The following is a 15,714-nucleotide window of genomic DNA, read 5'->3' on the forward strand; positions in this document are numbered from 1 at the left end:
TCCTGCGCGCGGCCGAGGGCGAAGCATGGCCCGACCTCTCTGACGCGGCCCTGAGCGCATCGGTGGAGAACTGGCTTGCGCCGGAGATCGAGGGACGCACCGGCCTCGACGCCGTCACCGCCGACGATCTCGGCCGCGCCCTTAACGCACTCCTCCCGTGGGACATGCGTCACCGCCTCGACGCGGAGGCGCCGACCCATGTGGAGGTGCCCACGGGGTCGCGCATTCCCATCGACTACGATGCCGAGGGCGGTCCGGTCCTGGCCGTCCGGGTGCAGGAGCTGTTCGGCCTCGACCGCCATCCCGCCATCGCCGGCGGACGGGTGCCGCTGGTTCTCCACCTGCTGTCACCGGCCTCGCGGCCGATCCAGATCACGAAGGACCTGCCCGGCTTCTGGCGCGGCTCATGGAGTGCCGTGCGCGCCGAGATGCGCGGGCGCTACCCGCGCCATCCCTGGCCGGACGATCCGTTGACCGAGCCGCCGACCCGGCGGGTGAAGCCGAGGGGGACATGATGAACACGCTTGATTCGTTCGCGGCGCTCTTCGATCCGCGAGGCCGGATGTCCCGCCGGAGCTATCATCGCCGATTGATCGGGATGCTGCTGCTTTTCTTCGTCTCCGGCAGCGTCGCCATCCTTGCCGCGTCGCTGGATGCGCGGTTCACGGGCCTCGCCATCGTCGGTGTCACCGCGGCCGGGACTGCCGCCGTGCTCGTGGTGGCGACGATCCGGCGCCTGCACGACCGGGGCCGGACGGGATGGTGGATGCTGCCCGACGTCATCACCACCCTGGCTGGCTTCGCGCCACTCGAGACTCTCGCCGACGTCTATCCGTGGCCCGTGATCGCCGCCACGCTGGCCATGACCGGGTTCAATCTATGGTTCTTCGTGGAAACCATCTGCCGGCGGGGTACGCCCGGCCCGAACCGCTACGGGCCGGAGCCCGAGCGGTAAGCGGGTGTCAGTGGACGCGCGCCCGGTCCACCACCGCACGGGCCGCCTCGAAGGCCTCGTCCGCATCGAGTTCGGTGGTGTCGAGGAGGACGGCGTCGGCGGCCGCCTTGAGGGGCGCCGTCGAGCGTTGCGCGTCCCGCGCATCGCGGGCGACGATGTCGGACAGGATCGCCCCGAGGCTCGCCGACTCGCCGCGCCGCAGGAGTTCGAGGTGTCGGCGCCGGGCGCGCTCCTCGGCGGCGGCGGTGATGAACAGTTTCACCTGGGCCTGCGGACAGACCACCGTGCCGATGTCGCGCCCGTCGAGGACGGCACCGCTGGCACCGCCGGCGAAACGCTGCTGCCAGGCGAGCAGGGCCGCGCGCACCGCCGGGATCGACGAGATGCGCGAGGCCGCGTCTCCCATCGCCCTCTCGCGCAGCCTCGGGTCGGCGAGCCGGTCGGCGATCAGCGTCGCGGCGGCCCGAGCGGCGGCGGCGTGATCGTCGAGATTGCAGCCGGCATCGATGACGGTGAGGGCCACGGCCCGGTAGAGCAGACCCGTATCGAGATGCGGCAGCCCGTAATGCGCGGCGAGGCGCTTGGCGAGGGTTCCCTTGCCCGAGGCGGCGGGTCCGTCGATCGCGATGACCATCGGCATGGGGCTCACTCCGCGATGCGGCCGCCGAGCGCCCGCATCGTCGGCAGGAAGCTCGGGAAACTGGTGGCGATCATCGCGCCGTCATCGACGGTCACGGGTTGCTGCGTCGCGAGGCCCATCACCAGGAAGGCCATGGCGATGCGGTGGTCGAGATGGGTCGCCACGGTGCCGCCGCCCCGCGCGGCGGAGCCGTCGCCCTCGACGATGAGGTCGTCGCCCTCGATCCGGTAGGTCACGCCGTTCTCGCGCAAACCATCCGCCACGGCGGCGAGCCGGTCGGATTCCTTCACCGTCAGTTCGTGCAGCCCGTTCATCCGGGTGACGCCCTCGGCAAAGGCGGCGGCCACGGCGAGGACGGGATATTCGTCGATCATCGCCGGGGCCCGCTCGGCAGGCACGTCGACGCCCTTGAGCCGGCTGGCGCGGACATGGAGATCGGCCACGGTCTCGCCGCCCTCGTCGCGCTCGTTGCGCCGCTCGATATCGGCGCCCATCTCCAGCAGCGTCGTGATGAGGCCGATGCGCAGGGGGTTCATCATCACGCCCTGGATCGTCACTTCGGAGCCCGGGACGATGAGGGCCGCCACCAGCGGGAAGGCCGCCGAGGACGGGTCGGCCGGCACGATGACGTCGGTGCCGCGCAGGGTGGGCTGGCCGGTGAGGGCGATGCTGCGACCGTGGCCGCCGGGTCCGTGAGGGCTCACCAGTACCTCGGCCCCGAAGAGGCGGAGCATCCGCTCGCTATGGTCTCGGGTCGCCGCCGCCTCGATCACCGTCGTGGTTCCCGGCGCGTTGAGGCCGGCGAGGAGCACCGCGGATTTGATCTGGGCCGAGGCGACGGGAGTCTCGTAGGTGATCGGAATGGCTTCCCTCGGCCCGCGAAGGGTGAGGGGCACGCGGCCGCCCTCCTCCTCGCTCAGTACCTGCGTGCCCATACGGATCAGCGGATCGAGGATGCGACGCATGGGGCGCTTGCGCAAGGAGGCGTCGCCGTCGAAGGTCGCGGTGACGTCCTGCCCGCCGACCACGCCCATCATCAGGCGCGAGCCCGTGCCGGCATTGCCGAAATCCAGCACGCCGGCCGGATCGGTCATCCCGCCGATGCCGACGCCGCGCACGACCCAGCGCCCCTCCCCGAGACGATCGATCCCGGCCCCGAGGGCTCTGGCGGCCTCCGCCGTGCGTAGCACGTCGTCGCCTTCGAGCAATCCCTCGATGCGGGTCTCGCCGATGCTCAGGAGACCGAGGATCATCGCCCGGTGGGAGATCGACTTGTCGCCCGGCGGCCGCAGCGCGCCGCGCAAGGGCGAGCCGGCGGAAGCGGTCAGGGGCTGCGGTTCGGAAGTGTGCGACACGGGAATGATGACTTTTCGGCTTCTGGCGCAGTCGGGCCGTCGAAGCCGGCCCTTCGGCCGGCGGCGACGTCATGGGGCCGGTTACCACGCAGGCGGGGCGGCGTCATCCGACCCGTCGCGGCCTCGGCGCGGTCGAATCCGGACGAGGTTCGGGCCGAACGCGGCGGATCGCCTGCGTGAGAGCATTTGACAGGACGGTTTCACCCGACTAACGGGGCGCCTCTCCCAAATCCCTATCAGAGGTTCGCCCGTGGCCAGACCGGAACTCGGCTTGAAGCGTCAATGCATGAGCTGCGGCGCGAAATTCTACGATCTCGACAAGGATCCCGCGACCTGCCCGAAATGCGGGACCATCTATCAGGCCGCCGCGACGTCGCGCATCGCCGCTCCCGCCCTCGCCTCCCGCGCCGCGGCCGTTCCGGCTGACGACGACGAGGATACGGACGCCGAGAAGGGCGGTCCCGAGATCGTGTCCCTCGACGAGGTCGAGGCCGCCGAGGACGAAGCGGATACCACGACCGGCGACGACGACGCCGATTCGACCGACGCCGACGACACCTTCCTCGAGGAGGAAGATACCGGCGACGACGACGTGGCCGATCTCATCGACGGCGATATCGAGAACGACGAAGAAAGCTGAGGCGCGTCCCCGCCTCGCTTTGCCTGTCCCGAGGCCCAGCGCCGAAAATTCTCGGCGATGAATGCGATTAGGGGCTTGAGTCCGGGCAACGGCCCGAATATAGAACCGCCTCCGCCGGACGCCGCGAGGCAGATTGGCGGAACGACCATCGCGAGACGTGTTGCGGTGGTCCCAGAAGTGGGGCCTTAGCTCAGCTGGGAGAGCGCTTCCATGGCATGGAAGAGGTCATCGGTTCGATCCCGTTAGGCTCCACCATTTCTTTTCATCCGGTTCGCGGATGTCGCCCCGAGGGGCGCCGTGGAACGAATCGGACAAGACCAATCTCGGTGAGGTTCACCGATGATGACGACAATCGCGAGACAGCGTCGCGATTGTCCCGGAATGTGGGGCCTTAGCTCAGCTGGGAGAGCGCTTCCATGGCATGGAAGAGGTCATCGGTTCGATCCCGTTAGGCTCCACCATTCGATCTTCGCGGCCACGCCCCGGATGCCGCCAGCCGGCCCGGTCAGGATTGTCATCGGTCATCCCCCTCTTCGATCGTCATGAAGACATGGCTCCGCTGTCGCCTGGCGTGAGGCCTTGCAGGCGCGCGGCCGAAGCGTTCGGCTGATCGGGCCATCGTGGTCCGCCCGGCGCATCAGCCGACCGATCCGTCCTCGCCGCCGCTCACCTCCGCGATGACAGAGACTTCGAACGAAGCGCTTTGTCCGCTTGCTCACCATAGGGGCGCCGGTCGATGGCCCTCCGGTGGTACCGGTGGAATTGCGTTCGGGAGGGCGGAGTTCGGTTTCGCTCAGGCCCGCGCTCGTCCCGTCCCTCGCATCGGCCATACCATCACCTCGCATCGAGATGGCGCACCATTCTGCACTATCGCAGACGTTGAGCCCGGAGATGCATTTGACGAGAGGTCGAAGATTATCAATCGATTCACGGAAAGATTGTATCTTGCCTCCGCAGTTCAATCGAAAGGCCTATGGGTTTCCCGATGAACGCGCGGCGAGGCCCGAATTCTACAAGGTCTGACGATGTCTTCGATACAATACACCCGCGATTCGAATTACAACGATGTCAACAGCGATGAAGTATTCTTCCCTTTTCCAATAAACGAGATCTATAAGATAGCGACGCGTTTTGGTGACTTCATAGCCGAAACTCCCACCGAGGTCGGGAATCTGCAGGGTTTCGGGGGAATCGACATGCTGTCGGTCGACAATGCGAGCATCTTCGCGGATTTCAGCGATTCGTCCGCTGCGTTGGATTTCACCGGGGGGAATTTCGGCGACATCCTGGTGACCGGAAGCGGCGACGATATCCTCAACGGCGGCAGCGGTAACGACACCCTCGACGGCGGTGACGGCAATGATATCCTCAACGGTGGCGATGGCGGCGACACCCTCTACGGCGGCGACGGCAACGACATCCTGGAAGCCGGTCTGGGCACCAACACGATCGACGGTGGCGGGGGGACGAACACTCTGAGCTATGCATCGTTCACGGAAAGCTCCGAGTATCAACCCGGCCGTTTCTTCGGCGTCTCTGTCGGTATCGGGAGTGGCAGTAGCATCGATAATACTGGGGCGAAACTTCAAGACACTTTCAGCAATATTCTTAATCTGCGCTTGACGGATTTCGACGACAGCGCGAGCGGCGATGGTAACAACAACGTCATCGAGGGCGGCGCGGGAGGCGATAGCCTCTACGGCGGTGCTGGCATCGATACATTGAGCTATGCCCATTCGGCGAGAGGCGTAGCCGTGAGTTTCGCGGAAAATATCGCCGCGAGCGGGGACGCGGAAGGAGATACGTTCGGCGGCTTCGAGAACCTGCTCGGCAGCGCCCAAGGCGATATCCTCGGCGGAAACTCCGGCAACAATATCATCAACGGCAATGGCGGTACCGATCGGCTCTACGGCGATGGCGGCAACGACCGTCTCGTCATCAGCGAATCGCCCGATATCGTGGATGGCGGCGAGGGGACCGATTTCCTCTTTCTGATGGGTACCGGCTCCGTCAGACTCTCCGACGACCGGTCCAGCGGGAACTTCACCGGCATCGAGGCCATCTACATCCGCGGCGACATGGACCTCGACATGTCGGGCTCGACCACGGGCATCAGGATCGTGTCTCAAACCTCGGCCGACGTGGAGATCATCGGCACGTCGGGCGCCGACCGCATTGTTGTCAGCAGGGGCAGCAACGTCATCGAGGGCGGGGCCGGCGGCGACAAGATCATCGCGAGCGGTCGTGACAACACGTTCCACTTCGAGGCCGGCTTCGGCCGCGACAACCTCTACGGATTCGACATCGACGTCGACCACATCTCCGTGGATATCGATGGCGTCGTCGCGAGTGACGTCATCCTGCGCGGTCTCAATAACGGCCGAGACACGCTGGTGACCTTCAAGGACGTCGCCTCCTCCAACAAGATCATCCTGCACGATGTGGCGAGCGCAGACGTGCAGGACGCGATCAGCGAGTTGTTCGTCTTCGGCGCTTGACGCGGACGCCTCTGCCGATGGGCTCCGTTCCCGGTCGCACCGGGAGCGGAGCCCTGCATTCGGTTCCATGGGCCCGGTGTGAGCGGACGATCCGGTGGTCCCCAATCGGTCGGGCACGGAGACGGATGATGGCGTGTGTCGCCTTCGGCCCCATGATAGGTCGGAGCCATGACCCTACCCGCCGGACGGCATGCCCTCACCACCCCCACCTCGGACGCCGAGGCGCTGATCGAGACCCTGAGCGCACGGCTCCTGAACGGCGACAGCGCGACGACGGTGCTGGAGGGCTGGTGCGAGGAGCGTCGGCTCGCGTCGGAGGCCCGTCTGGTGGCGACGCGAGTTCCGGGTCCCGAACGGGGCCCGAGCCCGGTGCAGAGCCGGCGGCTGGCTTTGTCCCACGGAGAGGCGGTTCGCTACCGGCACGTCCGCCTGAGTTGCGCCGGCTACGTCCTGTCGCAGGCCGAGAACTGGTACGTCCCGGCGCGTCTGACGACGGAGATGAACCTGTCCCTCGACAGGACGGAGGCTCCCTTCGGCCGGGTGGTCCACACCCTGTTCCCGAAACGCAGGAACCTCCGGCTGCTGAGATTGTGGCCGCGGGATGCGGGTGTTCCCGGCCCGTCGGATCTCGTCTTCGCCATCGAGGCGATCCTCTCGGACCGATCGGGGCGCCCGATCTGCGAGGTCAGCGAAACCTATACGGGCGCCATCCTCGCCAGGGGCGAGGTCTAGGCGAGCGGCTCACTCGTCGAGGCGGGATTCCGGGTCGAGCTTCGACAGTTTCAGCAGGTTCTGGCCGTAGGCGGTCTTGGCGAAGAGCTCGCCACGGGCGATCAGCTGCGCCTTGTCGATGAAGCCCTGGAGATAGGCGATCTCCTCCAGGCACGCGACCTGGAGGCCCTGCCGATTCTGCAGCGTGCGCACGAACTCGCCCGCCTCCAGCAGGCTGTCATGCGTCCCCGTATCGAGCCAGGCATAGCCGCGCGACATGCGCTGCACATGGAGTTCGCCCAGGTCGAGATAGGCCTGGTTGACGGATGTGATCTCCAATTCGCCGCGCGCCGAGGGCTTCACGGCGGCGGCAATGTCGAGCACCCGGTTGTCGTAGAAGTAGAGGCCGGTCACGGCCCATGGGCTTTCCGGCTCCGTGGGCTTCTCGACGATGCGCAGGGGCCGTCCGTCGCGGTCGAGGGTGACCACGCCGTAAGCCTCCGGGTGGTCCACGTGATAGGCGAAAATCGTCGCGCCGGTCTTCCGTTCGCGCGCCTGTTTGAGCATGGCGCTCATGCCCGAGCCGAAGAACAGATTGTCCCCCAGCACGAGGGCGACGTCGTCCGTGCCGACGAAGTCGCGACCGATGGTGAAGGCCTGGGCGAGGCCTTCCGGGCGCGGCTGAACGGCGTAGCTGAAGGAGAGGCCGAACTGCTCGCCGGTGCCGAACAGACGCTCGTAATTGCCGAGATGCTCGGGGCTCGAAATGATCAGGATCTCGCGGATGCCGGCGAGCATCAGCACCGAGACCGGATAATAGATCATCGGCTTGTCGTAGACGGGCAGCAGCTGCTTGTTGATCGACAGGGTCGCCGGATGGAGGCGCGTGCCGGACCCACCGGCGAGAACGATGCCCTTCATGACTGTGCCTCTGCTGAATGATGCGCGGGGCCGACAAGCCGGTCGAGGATGTCGTCGAGGGCGGCCTGCCAGGGGCGCGGCGCCAGCCCGTAGGCCTTCGTCAGGCTCTCCGTCGACAGTTCCGAATTGGCGGGCCGCCGCGCGGGCGTCGGATAGGCGCTGGTGGGGATGCCGTTGACCGGAACGCTCCGCCCGCCGCGCGCGGCCGAGCCGGCGACGATGGCTTGCGCGAAACCGTGCCAGGTGGTGGCGCCCGCATTGACGAAGTGATGCGTGCCCGTGGGCGCGTCGCTGTCGGCGGAAAGACGCAGGGCGATGTCCGCGAGGGCGGCGGCGAGATCGGCGGCCGAGGTCGGGCAGCCGCGCTGGTCGTTCACTACGTTCAGCGCATCCCGCTCGGCTGCGAGCCGCAGCATCGTCTTCACGAAGTTGCCCCGGTGCGGGCTCACGACCCAGGCGGTACGCAGGATGGCGTGGCGCGGATTGGCGGTGCGGACCGCCATCTCGCCGGCGGCCTTGCTGGCGCCGTAGACGCTGGTCGGACGGATCGGCGCGTCCGGCGCATAGGCGCCCGATGCGGCGCCGTCGAAGACGTAATCGGTGGAGACGTGGACGAGGGGGATGCCCCGCCGCGCCGTCTCGGCCGCCAGGATGGCGGGGGCCAGGGCGTTGAGGCGCCAGGCTTCCACCACCTCCGACTCGGCCTTGTCCACGGCGGTGTAGGCGGCGGCGTTCACCACCGCCCCGATGGTGCGCTCGGTAAAGATCCGCGCCACGGCTGTGGCATCGGTGACGTCGAGTTCGGTACGGGTCGGGGCGACGAGGGTCACGCCCGCGCCCCAGTGCCGGGAGGCCTGCAGTTCGGTGCCGACCTGGCCCGCCCCGCCGAGGATCAGGATATCCATCTCAAGCCTTCGCCGCTTGCGTGCCGAGGCCGAGGCGCTCGCCGGTATAGCGGCCCTCGCGGATCGGACGCCACCACGCCTCGTTGTCGAGATACCAGCGCACGGTCTCCTCAAGCGCTTCCTCGAAGGATTTGGTGGGGGTCCAGCCGATCTCCCGCTCGGCCTTGCCGGGGTCGATGGCGTAGCGCCGGTCGTGGCCCGGCCGGTCGGCCACGAAGGAGATCAGGCGCTCGTGCGGCCCATGCTCCGGCCGCAGCCGGTCGAAGGCGGCGCAGAGGGCCTTCACCACGGCGAGATTGTTGCGCACCGAGCGGCCGCCCAGGAGATAGGTCTCGCCGAGGCGGCCCCGTTCCAGCACCGCCACGAGGCCCCGTGCATGGTCCTCCACGTGGATCCAGTCGCGCTCGTTAAGGCCGTCGCCATAGACCGGCAGAGGCCGGCCTTCGAGGGCGTTGAGGATCATCAGGGGGATCAGCTTCTCCGGGAAATGCCGGGGGCCGTAATTGTTGGAGCAGTTCGTCACCAGAACCGGCAGGCCGTAGGTCTCCCCCCAGGCCCGTGCCAGATGGTCGGAGGCGGCCTTGGAGGCCGAATAGGGCGAGCGCGGGTCGTAGCGGCTGTCTTCGGTGAAGAACCCGTCCGGCGGGAGCGAGCCGTAGACCTCGTCGGTGGAGACGTGGAGGAACCGGAACGCCGCCTTCGCTTCGCCGCCGAGGCTTTCCCAGTAGGTGCGGGCGCCATCGAGCATCACCTGCGTGCCGACGACGTTGGTGCGGATGAAGGCGCCCGGGTCGGTGATCGAGCGGTCCACATGGCTCTCGGCGGCGAGATGCATCACCGCGTCGGGCCGGAACTCGGCGTAGAGGGCGTGCACGGCGGCGGGATCGCAGATGTCGCCGGTCACCAGCCGGTGCCGCGGATCGCCATCGAGGGGAGCCAGCGAGATCGGATTGGCCGCATAGGTCAGCGCGTCGAGGGTCGCGACCTCATGGCCGAGATCCTGGACGAGGTGCAGGACCAGAGCCGAGCCGATGAAGCCACAGCCGCCCGTGACCAGAATGCGTTGGGATTTAGCCATATTCATAGATCCTGGTGGTCACGCATGGGCGGTTTGGTATCGCGTCGTTCCGACGTGCCTTCGCCGAGGGGGCGGGCGGTACGTCAGAACACCGCGCCCAGATCGGCGAAGGACGGTGCCACGCGGTCCTTGTCGGACAAGACCGCCTCGTCCTCGCCGACCGGCCAGTCGATAGCCAGGTCCGGATCGTTCCATGCCAGATTGCGGTCGTGCTCGCGGCTGTAATAGGCCGACACTTTGTAGGCGACCATGGTGTCGGGTTCCAGGGTGCAGAACCCATGGCCGAACCCCACCGGGACGTAGAGTTGTTCGCCCTCGGCGGCGTCGAGCCGGACGGCGACATGCTGTCCATAGGTCTCGGATCCGCGCCGCAGGTCGACGGCGACATCGAGGATGGAGCCCGACAGGACGCGAACGAGCTTGGCCTGGCCCGCCGGTGCGAGCTGGAAATGCAGGCCGCGAACGGTCCCGCTCTGGGCGGAGAAGGATTGGTTGTCCTGCACGAAGGCGTCGGCGATCCCGGCACCAGCCAGGACATCGGCCCGGAAGGTCTCCGAGAACCAGCCCCTGTCGTCGCCGAAGCGATTGGGCACGACCCGCTTCACCGCGGGAATCCGTGTCTCGACCACACGCATCGCGATTCTCCATTCAACTTCGGCGGTCTCTAGGCGCGTGCCGGGGCGCCCTGTCAAGGCATGCGGTGGCGTATCGGGCCGGTCTCGACCCTGCGCTTGCCCCTCCCATGCCGGAGGGCTAACTCCCGCTTCCCGCGAGGCGGGGCCGCCCCGGCGGCCGCCGGAACCGTTCGAGAGGACGAAGGATGACGATGAAGTTCACAGCGATGCCAACGCGATCCGCCGTGGCCGTCATGGCCCTGATCGCGATGACGGGAGGGGGCTTCGCCCAGAAGGGGGCCGACCCGAGCGGGGTCTGGCTCACCGAGAACGGGGATTCGAAGGTTCGGATCGCGCGCTGCGGCGGTGGCTATTGCGGCACCCTGGTGAGCGTGCCGGGCAAGGGCCTCGATTCCAAGAACCCGGATGCCTCGCTGCAATCCCGCAGCCTGATCGGCGTCCAGATCATGAACGCGGCGACCCCGTCCGGGGACGGCTACGAGGGTTCGCTCTACAACCCCAACGACGGCAAGACCTATTCCGGCAGTCTCACGGTCAAGGGGCCGAACGTGGTCGAAGTGGCGGGCTGCGTCATGAGCGTGTTCTGCAAGCGCCAGACCTGGAAGCGCGTCAACTGACGGAGAGCGCCTGGGCGATGGCGTCGATCGCCGCCTGGGCGCCGGTTCCCTCCGGGCCACCGGCCTGGGCCATGTCGCGGCGTCCGCCGCCGCCCTTGCCGCCGAGATGCCCGGCCCCGGCGCGGACGAGGGAGACCGCGTCGTACCGGTCGGTCAGATCCTCGGTGACGCCGACGACGAGGCCGGCCTTGCCGTCCGGCGACACGCCCACCAGGGCGACGATGCCGGAGCCGATGCGGTTCTTGCCGGCATCGGCGAGACTCTTCAGGTCGCGCATCTCGACGCCCTCGACGACCTTGGCCATCAGCTTGACGCCGCCGACCTCGACGATGCCGTCGTCGTTCCCCGACGAGCCGCCCATGGCGAGCTTCTTCTTGGCGTCCGACAATTCGCGCTCCAGGCGGCGGCGCTCATCGATGAGCGCGCTCAGCCGTTCGGGGACATCGGCGCTCTGGACCTTGAGGAGTCCGGCGATCTGGCCGAGGGTGCGGCTCTCCTCGGAGCGGTGACGACGGGCCGCCCCGGCGGTGAGGGCCTCGATGCGGCGCACGCCGGCGCCGACCGCACTCTCGCCGAGCACCGAGATCTGCCCGATCTCGCCCGTGCGGCCCGCATGGGTGCCGCCGCAGAGTTCGATGGAGAAGGCCGGAAGCCGGCCCTCCTCCGCGAGTTCGCCCCGATCGTCGACCGGGCGTCCCATGGAGACGACGCGCACCTCGTCGCCGTATTTCTCGCCGAACAGGGCGCGGGCGCCTGAGGCGACGGCCTCGTCCTGGGCCATCAGCTTCGTCACCACGGGCGTGTTCTGCAGGAGCACCGCATTGGCGATGTCCTCCACGGCGCGGAGTTCGGCCTCGTCCATGGGTTTGGGATGGCTGAAATCGAAGCGCAGGCGCTCGGCCGAGACCAGCGAGCCCTTCTGGGCCACATGGTCGCCGAGCACCTGGCGCAGGGCCTCGTGCAGAAGATGGGTGGCCGAATGGTTGGCGCGGATCGCCGACCTGCGGGCGTGATCGACGGTGAGCTCCGCTGCCTGCCCCAGGGTCAGCCGCCCCTCGTCGACGGTGACGTGATGCACGAAGAGATCGCCGAGCTTCTTCTCCGTGGCGGTGACCCGCGCGGTCAAGCCCGACGCGGACAGGCGGCCGGTATCGCCCACCTGACCACCGGATTCGGCATAGAACGGGGTCTGGTTGAGCAATACGAGGCCGGTCTCGCCGGCCGACAGGCTCTCCACCTCGGCCCCGTCGCGCAGGAGCGCGGTGACAATGCCTTCCGCGCCCTCGGTCTCGTATCCGAGGAACTCGGTGGCGCCGACGCGCTCCTTGATGCCGTACCAGACCGTCTCGGTGGCGGCCTCGCCCGAGCCGGTCCAGGCGGCGCGGGCGGCCTTGCGCTGGCGCTCCATCGCCTGGCCGAACGCGTCGGTGTCGACGCCGATGCCGCGGGCCTTCAGGGCGTCCTGGGTCAGGTCGAGGGGGAAGCCGTAGGTGTCGTAGAGGGTGAAGGCGGTCTCGCCGGACAGGTTCTGGCCGGAGACCAGGGTGCGGCTCTCGGAATCGAGGATGGCGAGGCCCCGCTCGAGGGTGCGACGGAAGCGGGTCTCCTCCAGGCGCAGGGTCTCCGAGATCAGGCTCTCGGCGCGGGTCAGTTCGGGATAGGCCTGCCCCATCTCGCGGACCAGGGTGGGAACCAGGCGGAACATCACGGGCTCGCGGGAGCCGAGGAGTTCGAGGTGGCGCATGGCCCGGCGCATGATGCGGCGCAGGACGTAGCCGCGGCCCTCGTTCGACGGCAGCACGCCGTCGGCGATGAGGAACGAGACGGAACGCAGGTGATCGGCGATGACGCGGTAGGAGGCGACGGTGCCGGCCTCCGGCGGCCGGCCGACCGCGTGGCTCACCGCATCGATGAGGGCCTTGAACAGGTCGGTGTCGTAATTGCTGGTGACGCCCTGGAGGATCGCCGCCATGCGTTCCAGGCCCATGCCGGTATCGATGGAGGGGCGCGGCAGGGCGAGGCGGTTGCCCGGCTCGATCTGCTCGTACTGCATGAAGACGAGGTTCCAGAATTCCAGGAACCGGTCTCCGTCTTCGTCCGGCGAACCGGGAGGACCGCCCTGGAGGCCGGGACCCTGATCGATGAAGATCTCCGAACAGGGACCGCAGGGGCCTGTATCGCCCATCTGCCAGAAATTGTCGGAGGTGCCGATGCGGATGATCCGGTCGTCGCCAAAACCCGCGATCTTCTTCCAGAGATCGGCCGCATCGTCGTCATCCGCATAGACGGTGACGAGCAGCCGGTCCTTCGACAGGCCGAATTCCTTCGTGATCAGGCTCCAGGCCAGTTCGATCGCCTGCGGCTTGAAATAATCGCCGAAGGAGAAGTTGCCGAGCATCTCGAAGAAGGTGTGGTGGCGGGCCGTGTAGCCGACATTGTCGAGGTCGTTGTGCTTACCGCCGGCGCGGACGCATTTCTGCGCCGTGGTGGCCCGGTTGTAGGGCCGCTTCTCGACGCCGGTGAAGACGTTCTTGAACTGCACCATCCCCGCATTGGTGAACATCAGGGTCGGGTCGTTGCGGGGGACGAGGGACGACGACGGCACCACGGCGTGGTCCGCCTTGGCGAAATAGTCGAGGAAGGCCGACCGGATCTCGTTGACGCCGCTCATCGTGAAATGACTCTGTCGTGCGCTTTGGGCCGTCGAGACGACGACCCGAGGCTTCTTCGTGGCTTGCGCCCTCATAAGGAGGCCGGACCGTCGAGTCACGCCCGGTCGATTGCGGTGGGTTCCGCTTTTTCACGACGTGGGCTGCAAAACGGCCGCGGCGCCCGTCGCGTCCCCTCGGAATGGCGGTTTGAGGGTGGCTTCGTAAGTCCGTCGCGGGCCACGCGAAGGTAGTGCGCGCGAGCCGTTCGGGCTCTCGTCGAGGCCCGGCCGGAAGGTCGGATCGATACTGCACCGATCCGATCATCAAAAAAGGCCGCCGCAGGGAGCTGCGACGGCCTCTTCGATGACCTGCGAGGCGATCAGGCCTCGCCTTCGTCCAGATCGTCCTCGGTGGGCTTGGCCGTCTCGAGGATCTTGTCTGCGAGCAGGCCGGAATTCTGCCGGATCGCCGCTTCGATCTTGTTGGCGATGTCCGGGTTGTCGCGCAGGAAGCCCTTCGAGTTCTCGCGGCCCTGGCCGAGGCGCTGGCTCGCATAGGAGAACCAGGCGCCGGACTTCTCCACGATCCCGGCCTTCACCCCGAGGTCGATCAACTCACCGACCTTCGAGACGCCCTCACCGAACATGATGTCGAATTCCACCTGCTTGAAGGGCGGCGCGACCTTGTTCTTGACCACCTTGACGCGGACTTGGTTGCCGATGGCCTCGTCCCGGTCCTTCAGGGTCGAGATGCGGCGGATGTCGAGGCGCACCGACGCGTAGAACTTGAGCGCGTTGCCGCCCGTGGTCGTCTCCGGGCTGCCGTACATGACGCCGATCTTCATCCGGATCTGGTTGATGAAGATGACCATGCACTTGGAGCGCGAAATCGAGCCCGTGAGCTTGCGCAGGGCCTGGCTCATCAGGCGCGCCTGAAGACCGGGCTGGCTGTCGCCCATCTCGCCCTCGATCTCGGCGCGGGGCGTCAGCGCCGCCACCGAATCGACAACGAGCACGTCGATGGCACCCGAGCGCACCAGGGTGTCGGTGATTTCCAGGGCCTGTTCGCCGGTATCGGGCTGCGAGATCAGGAGATCGTCGAGCTGGACGCCGAGCTTGCGCGCATAGACCGGATCGAGGGCGTGCTCCGCGTCCACGAAGGCGCAGACGCCGCCCTTCTTCTGGGCTTCGGCGATGGTGTGAAGGGCAAGGGTGGTCTTGCCCGAGGATTCGGGGCCGTAGATCTCGATCACCCGGCCACGCGGCAGGCCGCCGACGCCGAGCGCGATGTCGAGGCCGAGCGATCCGGTGGAGATGGTCTCGACCTCCGCCACCTTATCGTTCTTGCCGAGCCGCATGATCGAGCCCTTGCCGAAAGCACGCTCGATCTGGGACAGCGCGGCATCGATCGCCTTCGCCTTGTCCTTGTCCACCATCGGGGAATCCACAACTTTCAGCGCGGGCTGGGCCATTCGTCGGCATCCTTATGCATGGGGAGAGCTCAAGGCTCAATGTGCCTCGGATGCGAATGATGTACTTGGTTTGTTCTCTTTTCGCAAGGTGCCGGGCGCCAATTTCGCATCATTCGGTGGGAGAACGTCGCCCTAGCGGGCGATCGTCTCCTTCACCGTTTCCACGAGCTGCTTGAGGCTGAAGGGCTTGGGCAGGAAGTTGAAATCCTCGCCCTCGGGGAGGTTCTTGCGGAACGCGTCCTCGGCATAGCCGGAGACGAAGATCACCTTCAGGTCCGGGCGGTGCTTGCGCAATTCGCGCAGCAGCGTCGGACCGTCCATCTCCGGCATCACCACGTCGGAGACGACGAGGTCGATGGTCTGGTCGACATCGCTGATGAGGGCCAGGGCGTCGAGGCCGGAGGCGGCTTCCAGAACCGTGTAGCCCCGTGCCGACAGGGCTCGGCTGTTGACCGCGCGCACCGGATCCTCGTCCTCGACCAGCAGGATCACGCCCTGCCCCGTATGATCGGGCGAGGGTTTGCGCGGGGCGGATTGCCCGCTGCCGGGCTTTTCGACGTCGCGTGCTCCCCGGAGCCGGCTGGCGGCGATCTCCGCGTTGCTCTGCGGGGCGGCGGATGCGAGGGCGGGCTCGGGG

The 15,714-nt window shown here is 67.3% G+C and carries 15 protein-coding genes and 2 tRNA genes; 8 read left to right on the plus strand and 9 right to left on the minus strand.

Annotation, left to right across the window (positions count from 1 at the left end; translation table 11 throughout):
• Together MBTS_RS15345 and MBTS_RS15350 are read left to right on the plus strand one after the other, a co-directional pair.
• The coding region (locus MBTS_RS15345; protein ID WP_280529930.1) for an ATP-dependent helicase C-terminal domain-containing protein at positions 1–515 on the plus strand (515 nt) is incomplete at its 5' end.
• Complete coding sequence (locus tag MBTS_RS15350; RefSeq protein ID WP_192215967.1) at positions 512–955, plus strand: DUF805 domain-containing protein; 444 nt, start codon at positions 512–514, stop codon at positions 953–955. The genes MBTS_RS15345 and MBTS_RS15350, both read left to right, overlap by 4 nt.
• Before the next feature lie 7 nt (positions 956–962).
• Here the strand turns inward: MBTS_RS15350 and cmk are convergent, their stop codons facing one another.
• Complete coding sequence (gene cmk, locus MBTS_RS15355; RefSeq protein WP_018042729.1) at positions 963–1,595, minus strand: (d)CMP kinase; 633 nt, start codon at positions 1,593–1,595, stop codon at positions 963–965.
• Between the two features lie 5 nt (positions 1,596–1,600).
• Entirely contained in the window at positions 1,601–2,950 is a 1,350-nt protein-coding gene (gene aroA / locus MBTS_RS15360; RefSeq protein WP_192215968.1) for a 3-phosphoshikimate 1-carboxyvinyltransferase, read from the minus strand.
• A 250-nt stretch (positions 2,951–3,200) separates the two neighbouring features.
• Between aroA and MBTS_RS15365 the strand changes: the two genes are divergently transcribed.
• From MBTS_RS15365 to MBTS_RS15385, 5 genes are all read left to right on the plus strand, one after another.
• A complete protein-coding gene (locus MBTS_RS15365; RefSeq protein WP_026175741.1) occupies positions 3,201–3,590 on the plus strand; it encodes a TIGR02300 family protein in 390 nt (129 codons plus the stop codon).
• 179 nt (positions 3,591–3,769) lie between these two features.
• A tRNA-Ala gene (locus MBTS_RS15370) sits at positions 3,770–3,845 on the plus strand.
• Between the two features lie 130 nt (positions 3,846–3,975).
• Positions 3,976–4,051 (plus strand) — tRNA-Ala (locus MBTS_RS15375).
• 564 nt (positions 4,052–4,615) lie between these two features.
• Positions 4,616–6,088, plus strand: a complete 1,473-nt coding sequence (locus tag MBTS_RS15380) for a calcium-binding protein (protein WP_192215969.1) — start codon at positions 4,616–4,618, stop codon at positions 6,086–6,088.
• A 168-nt stretch (positions 6,089–6,256) separates the two neighbouring features.
• The gene (locus MBTS_RS15385; RefSeq protein WP_192215970.1) at positions 6,257–6,820 is read left to right on the plus strand and encodes a hypothetical protein; all 564 of its coding nucleotides are present in this window, start codon (positions 6,257–6,259) and stop codon (positions 6,818–6,820) included.
• A gap of 9 nt (positions 6,821–6,829) precedes the next feature.
• Here MBTS_RS15385 and rfbA read toward each other — a convergent pair whose 3' ends face one another.
• The 4 genes from rfbA to rfbC form a co-directional block, all read right to left on the minus strand.
• Positions 6,830–7,720, minus strand: a complete 891-nt coding sequence (gene rfbA / locus MBTS_RS15390) for a glucose-1-phosphate thymidylyltransferase RfbA (protein WP_018042723.1) — start codon at positions 7,718–7,720, stop codon at positions 6,830–6,832.
• Positions 7,717–8,625 carry a dTDP-4-dehydrorhamnose reductase gene (rfbD, locus tag MBTS_RS15395; protein WP_018042722.1) on the minus strand — a complete coding sequence of 303 codons (909 nt, stop codon included), beginning with the start codon at positions 8,623–8,625 and terminating at the stop codon, positions 7,717–7,719. The genes rfbA and rfbD overlap by 4 nt, the downstream gene beginning before the upstream one ends.
• Position 8,626: 1 nt before the next feature.
• The gene (rfbB, locus tag MBTS_RS15400; protein WP_187273463.1) at positions 8,627–9,709 is read right to left on the minus strand and encodes a dTDP-glucose 4,6-dehydratase; all 1,083 of its coding nucleotides are present in this window, start codon (positions 9,707–9,709) and stop codon (positions 8,627–8,629) included.
• A 77-nt stretch (positions 9,710–9,786) separates the two neighbouring features.
• On the minus strand, positions 9,787–10,338 hold the full coding sequence (gene rfbC / locus MBTS_RS15405) for a dTDP-4-dehydrorhamnose 3,5-epimerase (RefSeq protein WP_056144364.1): 552 nt from the start codon (positions 10,336–10,338) through the stop codon (positions 9,787–9,789).
• Positions 10,339–10,523: 185 nt separating this feature from the next.
• Here rfbC and MBTS_RS15410 point away from each other — a divergent pair, with 185 nt between their 5' ends.
• Positions 10,524–10,955, plus strand: coding sequence for a DUF2147 domain-containing protein (locus MBTS_RS15410; RefSeq protein WP_187273464.1), 432 nt, complete (start codon positions 10,524–10,526; stop codon positions 10,953–10,955).
• Here the strand turns inward: MBTS_RS15410 and alaS are convergent.
• From alaS to MBTS_RS15425, 3 genes are all read right to left on the minus strand, one after another.
• Positions 10,948–13,626: an alanine--tRNA ligase gene (gene alaS, locus MBTS_RS15415; RefSeq protein WP_192215971.1), complete on the minus strand. Its 2,679-nt coding sequence runs from the start codon at positions 13,624–13,626 to the stop codon at positions 10,948–10,950. The two genes, MBTS_RS15410 and alaS, sit on opposite strands and share 8 nt — an antisense overlap.
• Positions 13,627–13,985: 359 nt before the next feature.
• Positions 13,986–15,077, minus strand: coding sequence for a recombinase RecA (gene recA, locus MBTS_RS15420; protein ID WP_056144359.1), 1,092 nt, complete (start codon positions 15,075–15,077; stop codon positions 13,986–13,988).
• Positions 15,078–15,209: 132 nt separating this feature from the next.
• Positions 15,210–15,714, minus strand: a 505-nt coding sequence (locus MBTS_RS15425) for a response regulator (protein ID WP_244973573.1), incomplete at its 5' end; no start/stop codon positions are given.

The sequence above is a fragment of the Methylobacterium bullatum genome, assembly GCF_014845095.1.
GTDB lineage: Bacteria > Pseudomonadota > Alphaproteobacteria > Rhizobiales > Beijerinckiaceae > Methylobacterium > Methylobacterium bullatum.

Coding starts and splice junctions, on each gene's coding strand:
- MBTS_RS15350 (WP_192215967.1), top strand. CDS start 512: ATGATGAACACGCTTGATTCGTTCGCGGCGCTCTTCGATCCGCGAGGC.
- cmk (WP_018042729.1), bottom strand. CDS start 1,595: ATGCCGATGGTCATCGCGATCGACGGACCCGCCGCCTCGGGCAAGGGA.
- MBTS_RS15380 (WP_192215969.1), top strand. CDS start 4,616: ATGTCTTCGATACAATACACCCGCGATTCGAATTACAACGATGTCAAC.
- MBTS_RS15385 (WP_192215970.1), top strand. CDS start 6,257: ATGACCCTACCCGCCGGACGGCATGCCCTCACCACCCCCACCTCGGAC.
- rfbA (WP_018042723.1), bottom strand. CDS start 7,720: ATGAAGGGCATCGTTCTCGCCGGTGGGTCCGGCACGCGCCTCCATCCG.
- rfbD (WP_018042722.1), bottom strand. CDS start 8,625: ATGGATATCCTGATCCTCGGCGGGGCGGGCCAGGTCGGCACCGAACTG.
- rfbB (WP_187273463.1), bottom strand. CDS start 9,709: ATGAATATGGCTAAATCCCAACGCATTCTGGTCACGGGCGGCTGTGGC.
- rfbC (WP_056144364.1), bottom strand. CDS start 10,338: ATGCGTGTGGTCGAGACACGGATTCCCGCGGTGAAGCGGGTCGTGCCC.
- MBTS_RS15410 (WP_187273464.1), top strand. CDS start 10,524: ATGACGATGAAGTTCACAGCGATGCCAACGCGATCCGCCGTGGCCGTC.
- alaS (WP_192215971.1), bottom strand. CDS start 13,626: ATGAGCGGCGTCAACGAGATCCGGTCGGCCTTCCTCGACTATTTCGCC.
- recA (WP_056144359.1), bottom strand. CDS start 15,077: ATGGCCCAGCCCGCGCTGAAAGTTGTGGATTCCCCGATGGTGGACAAG.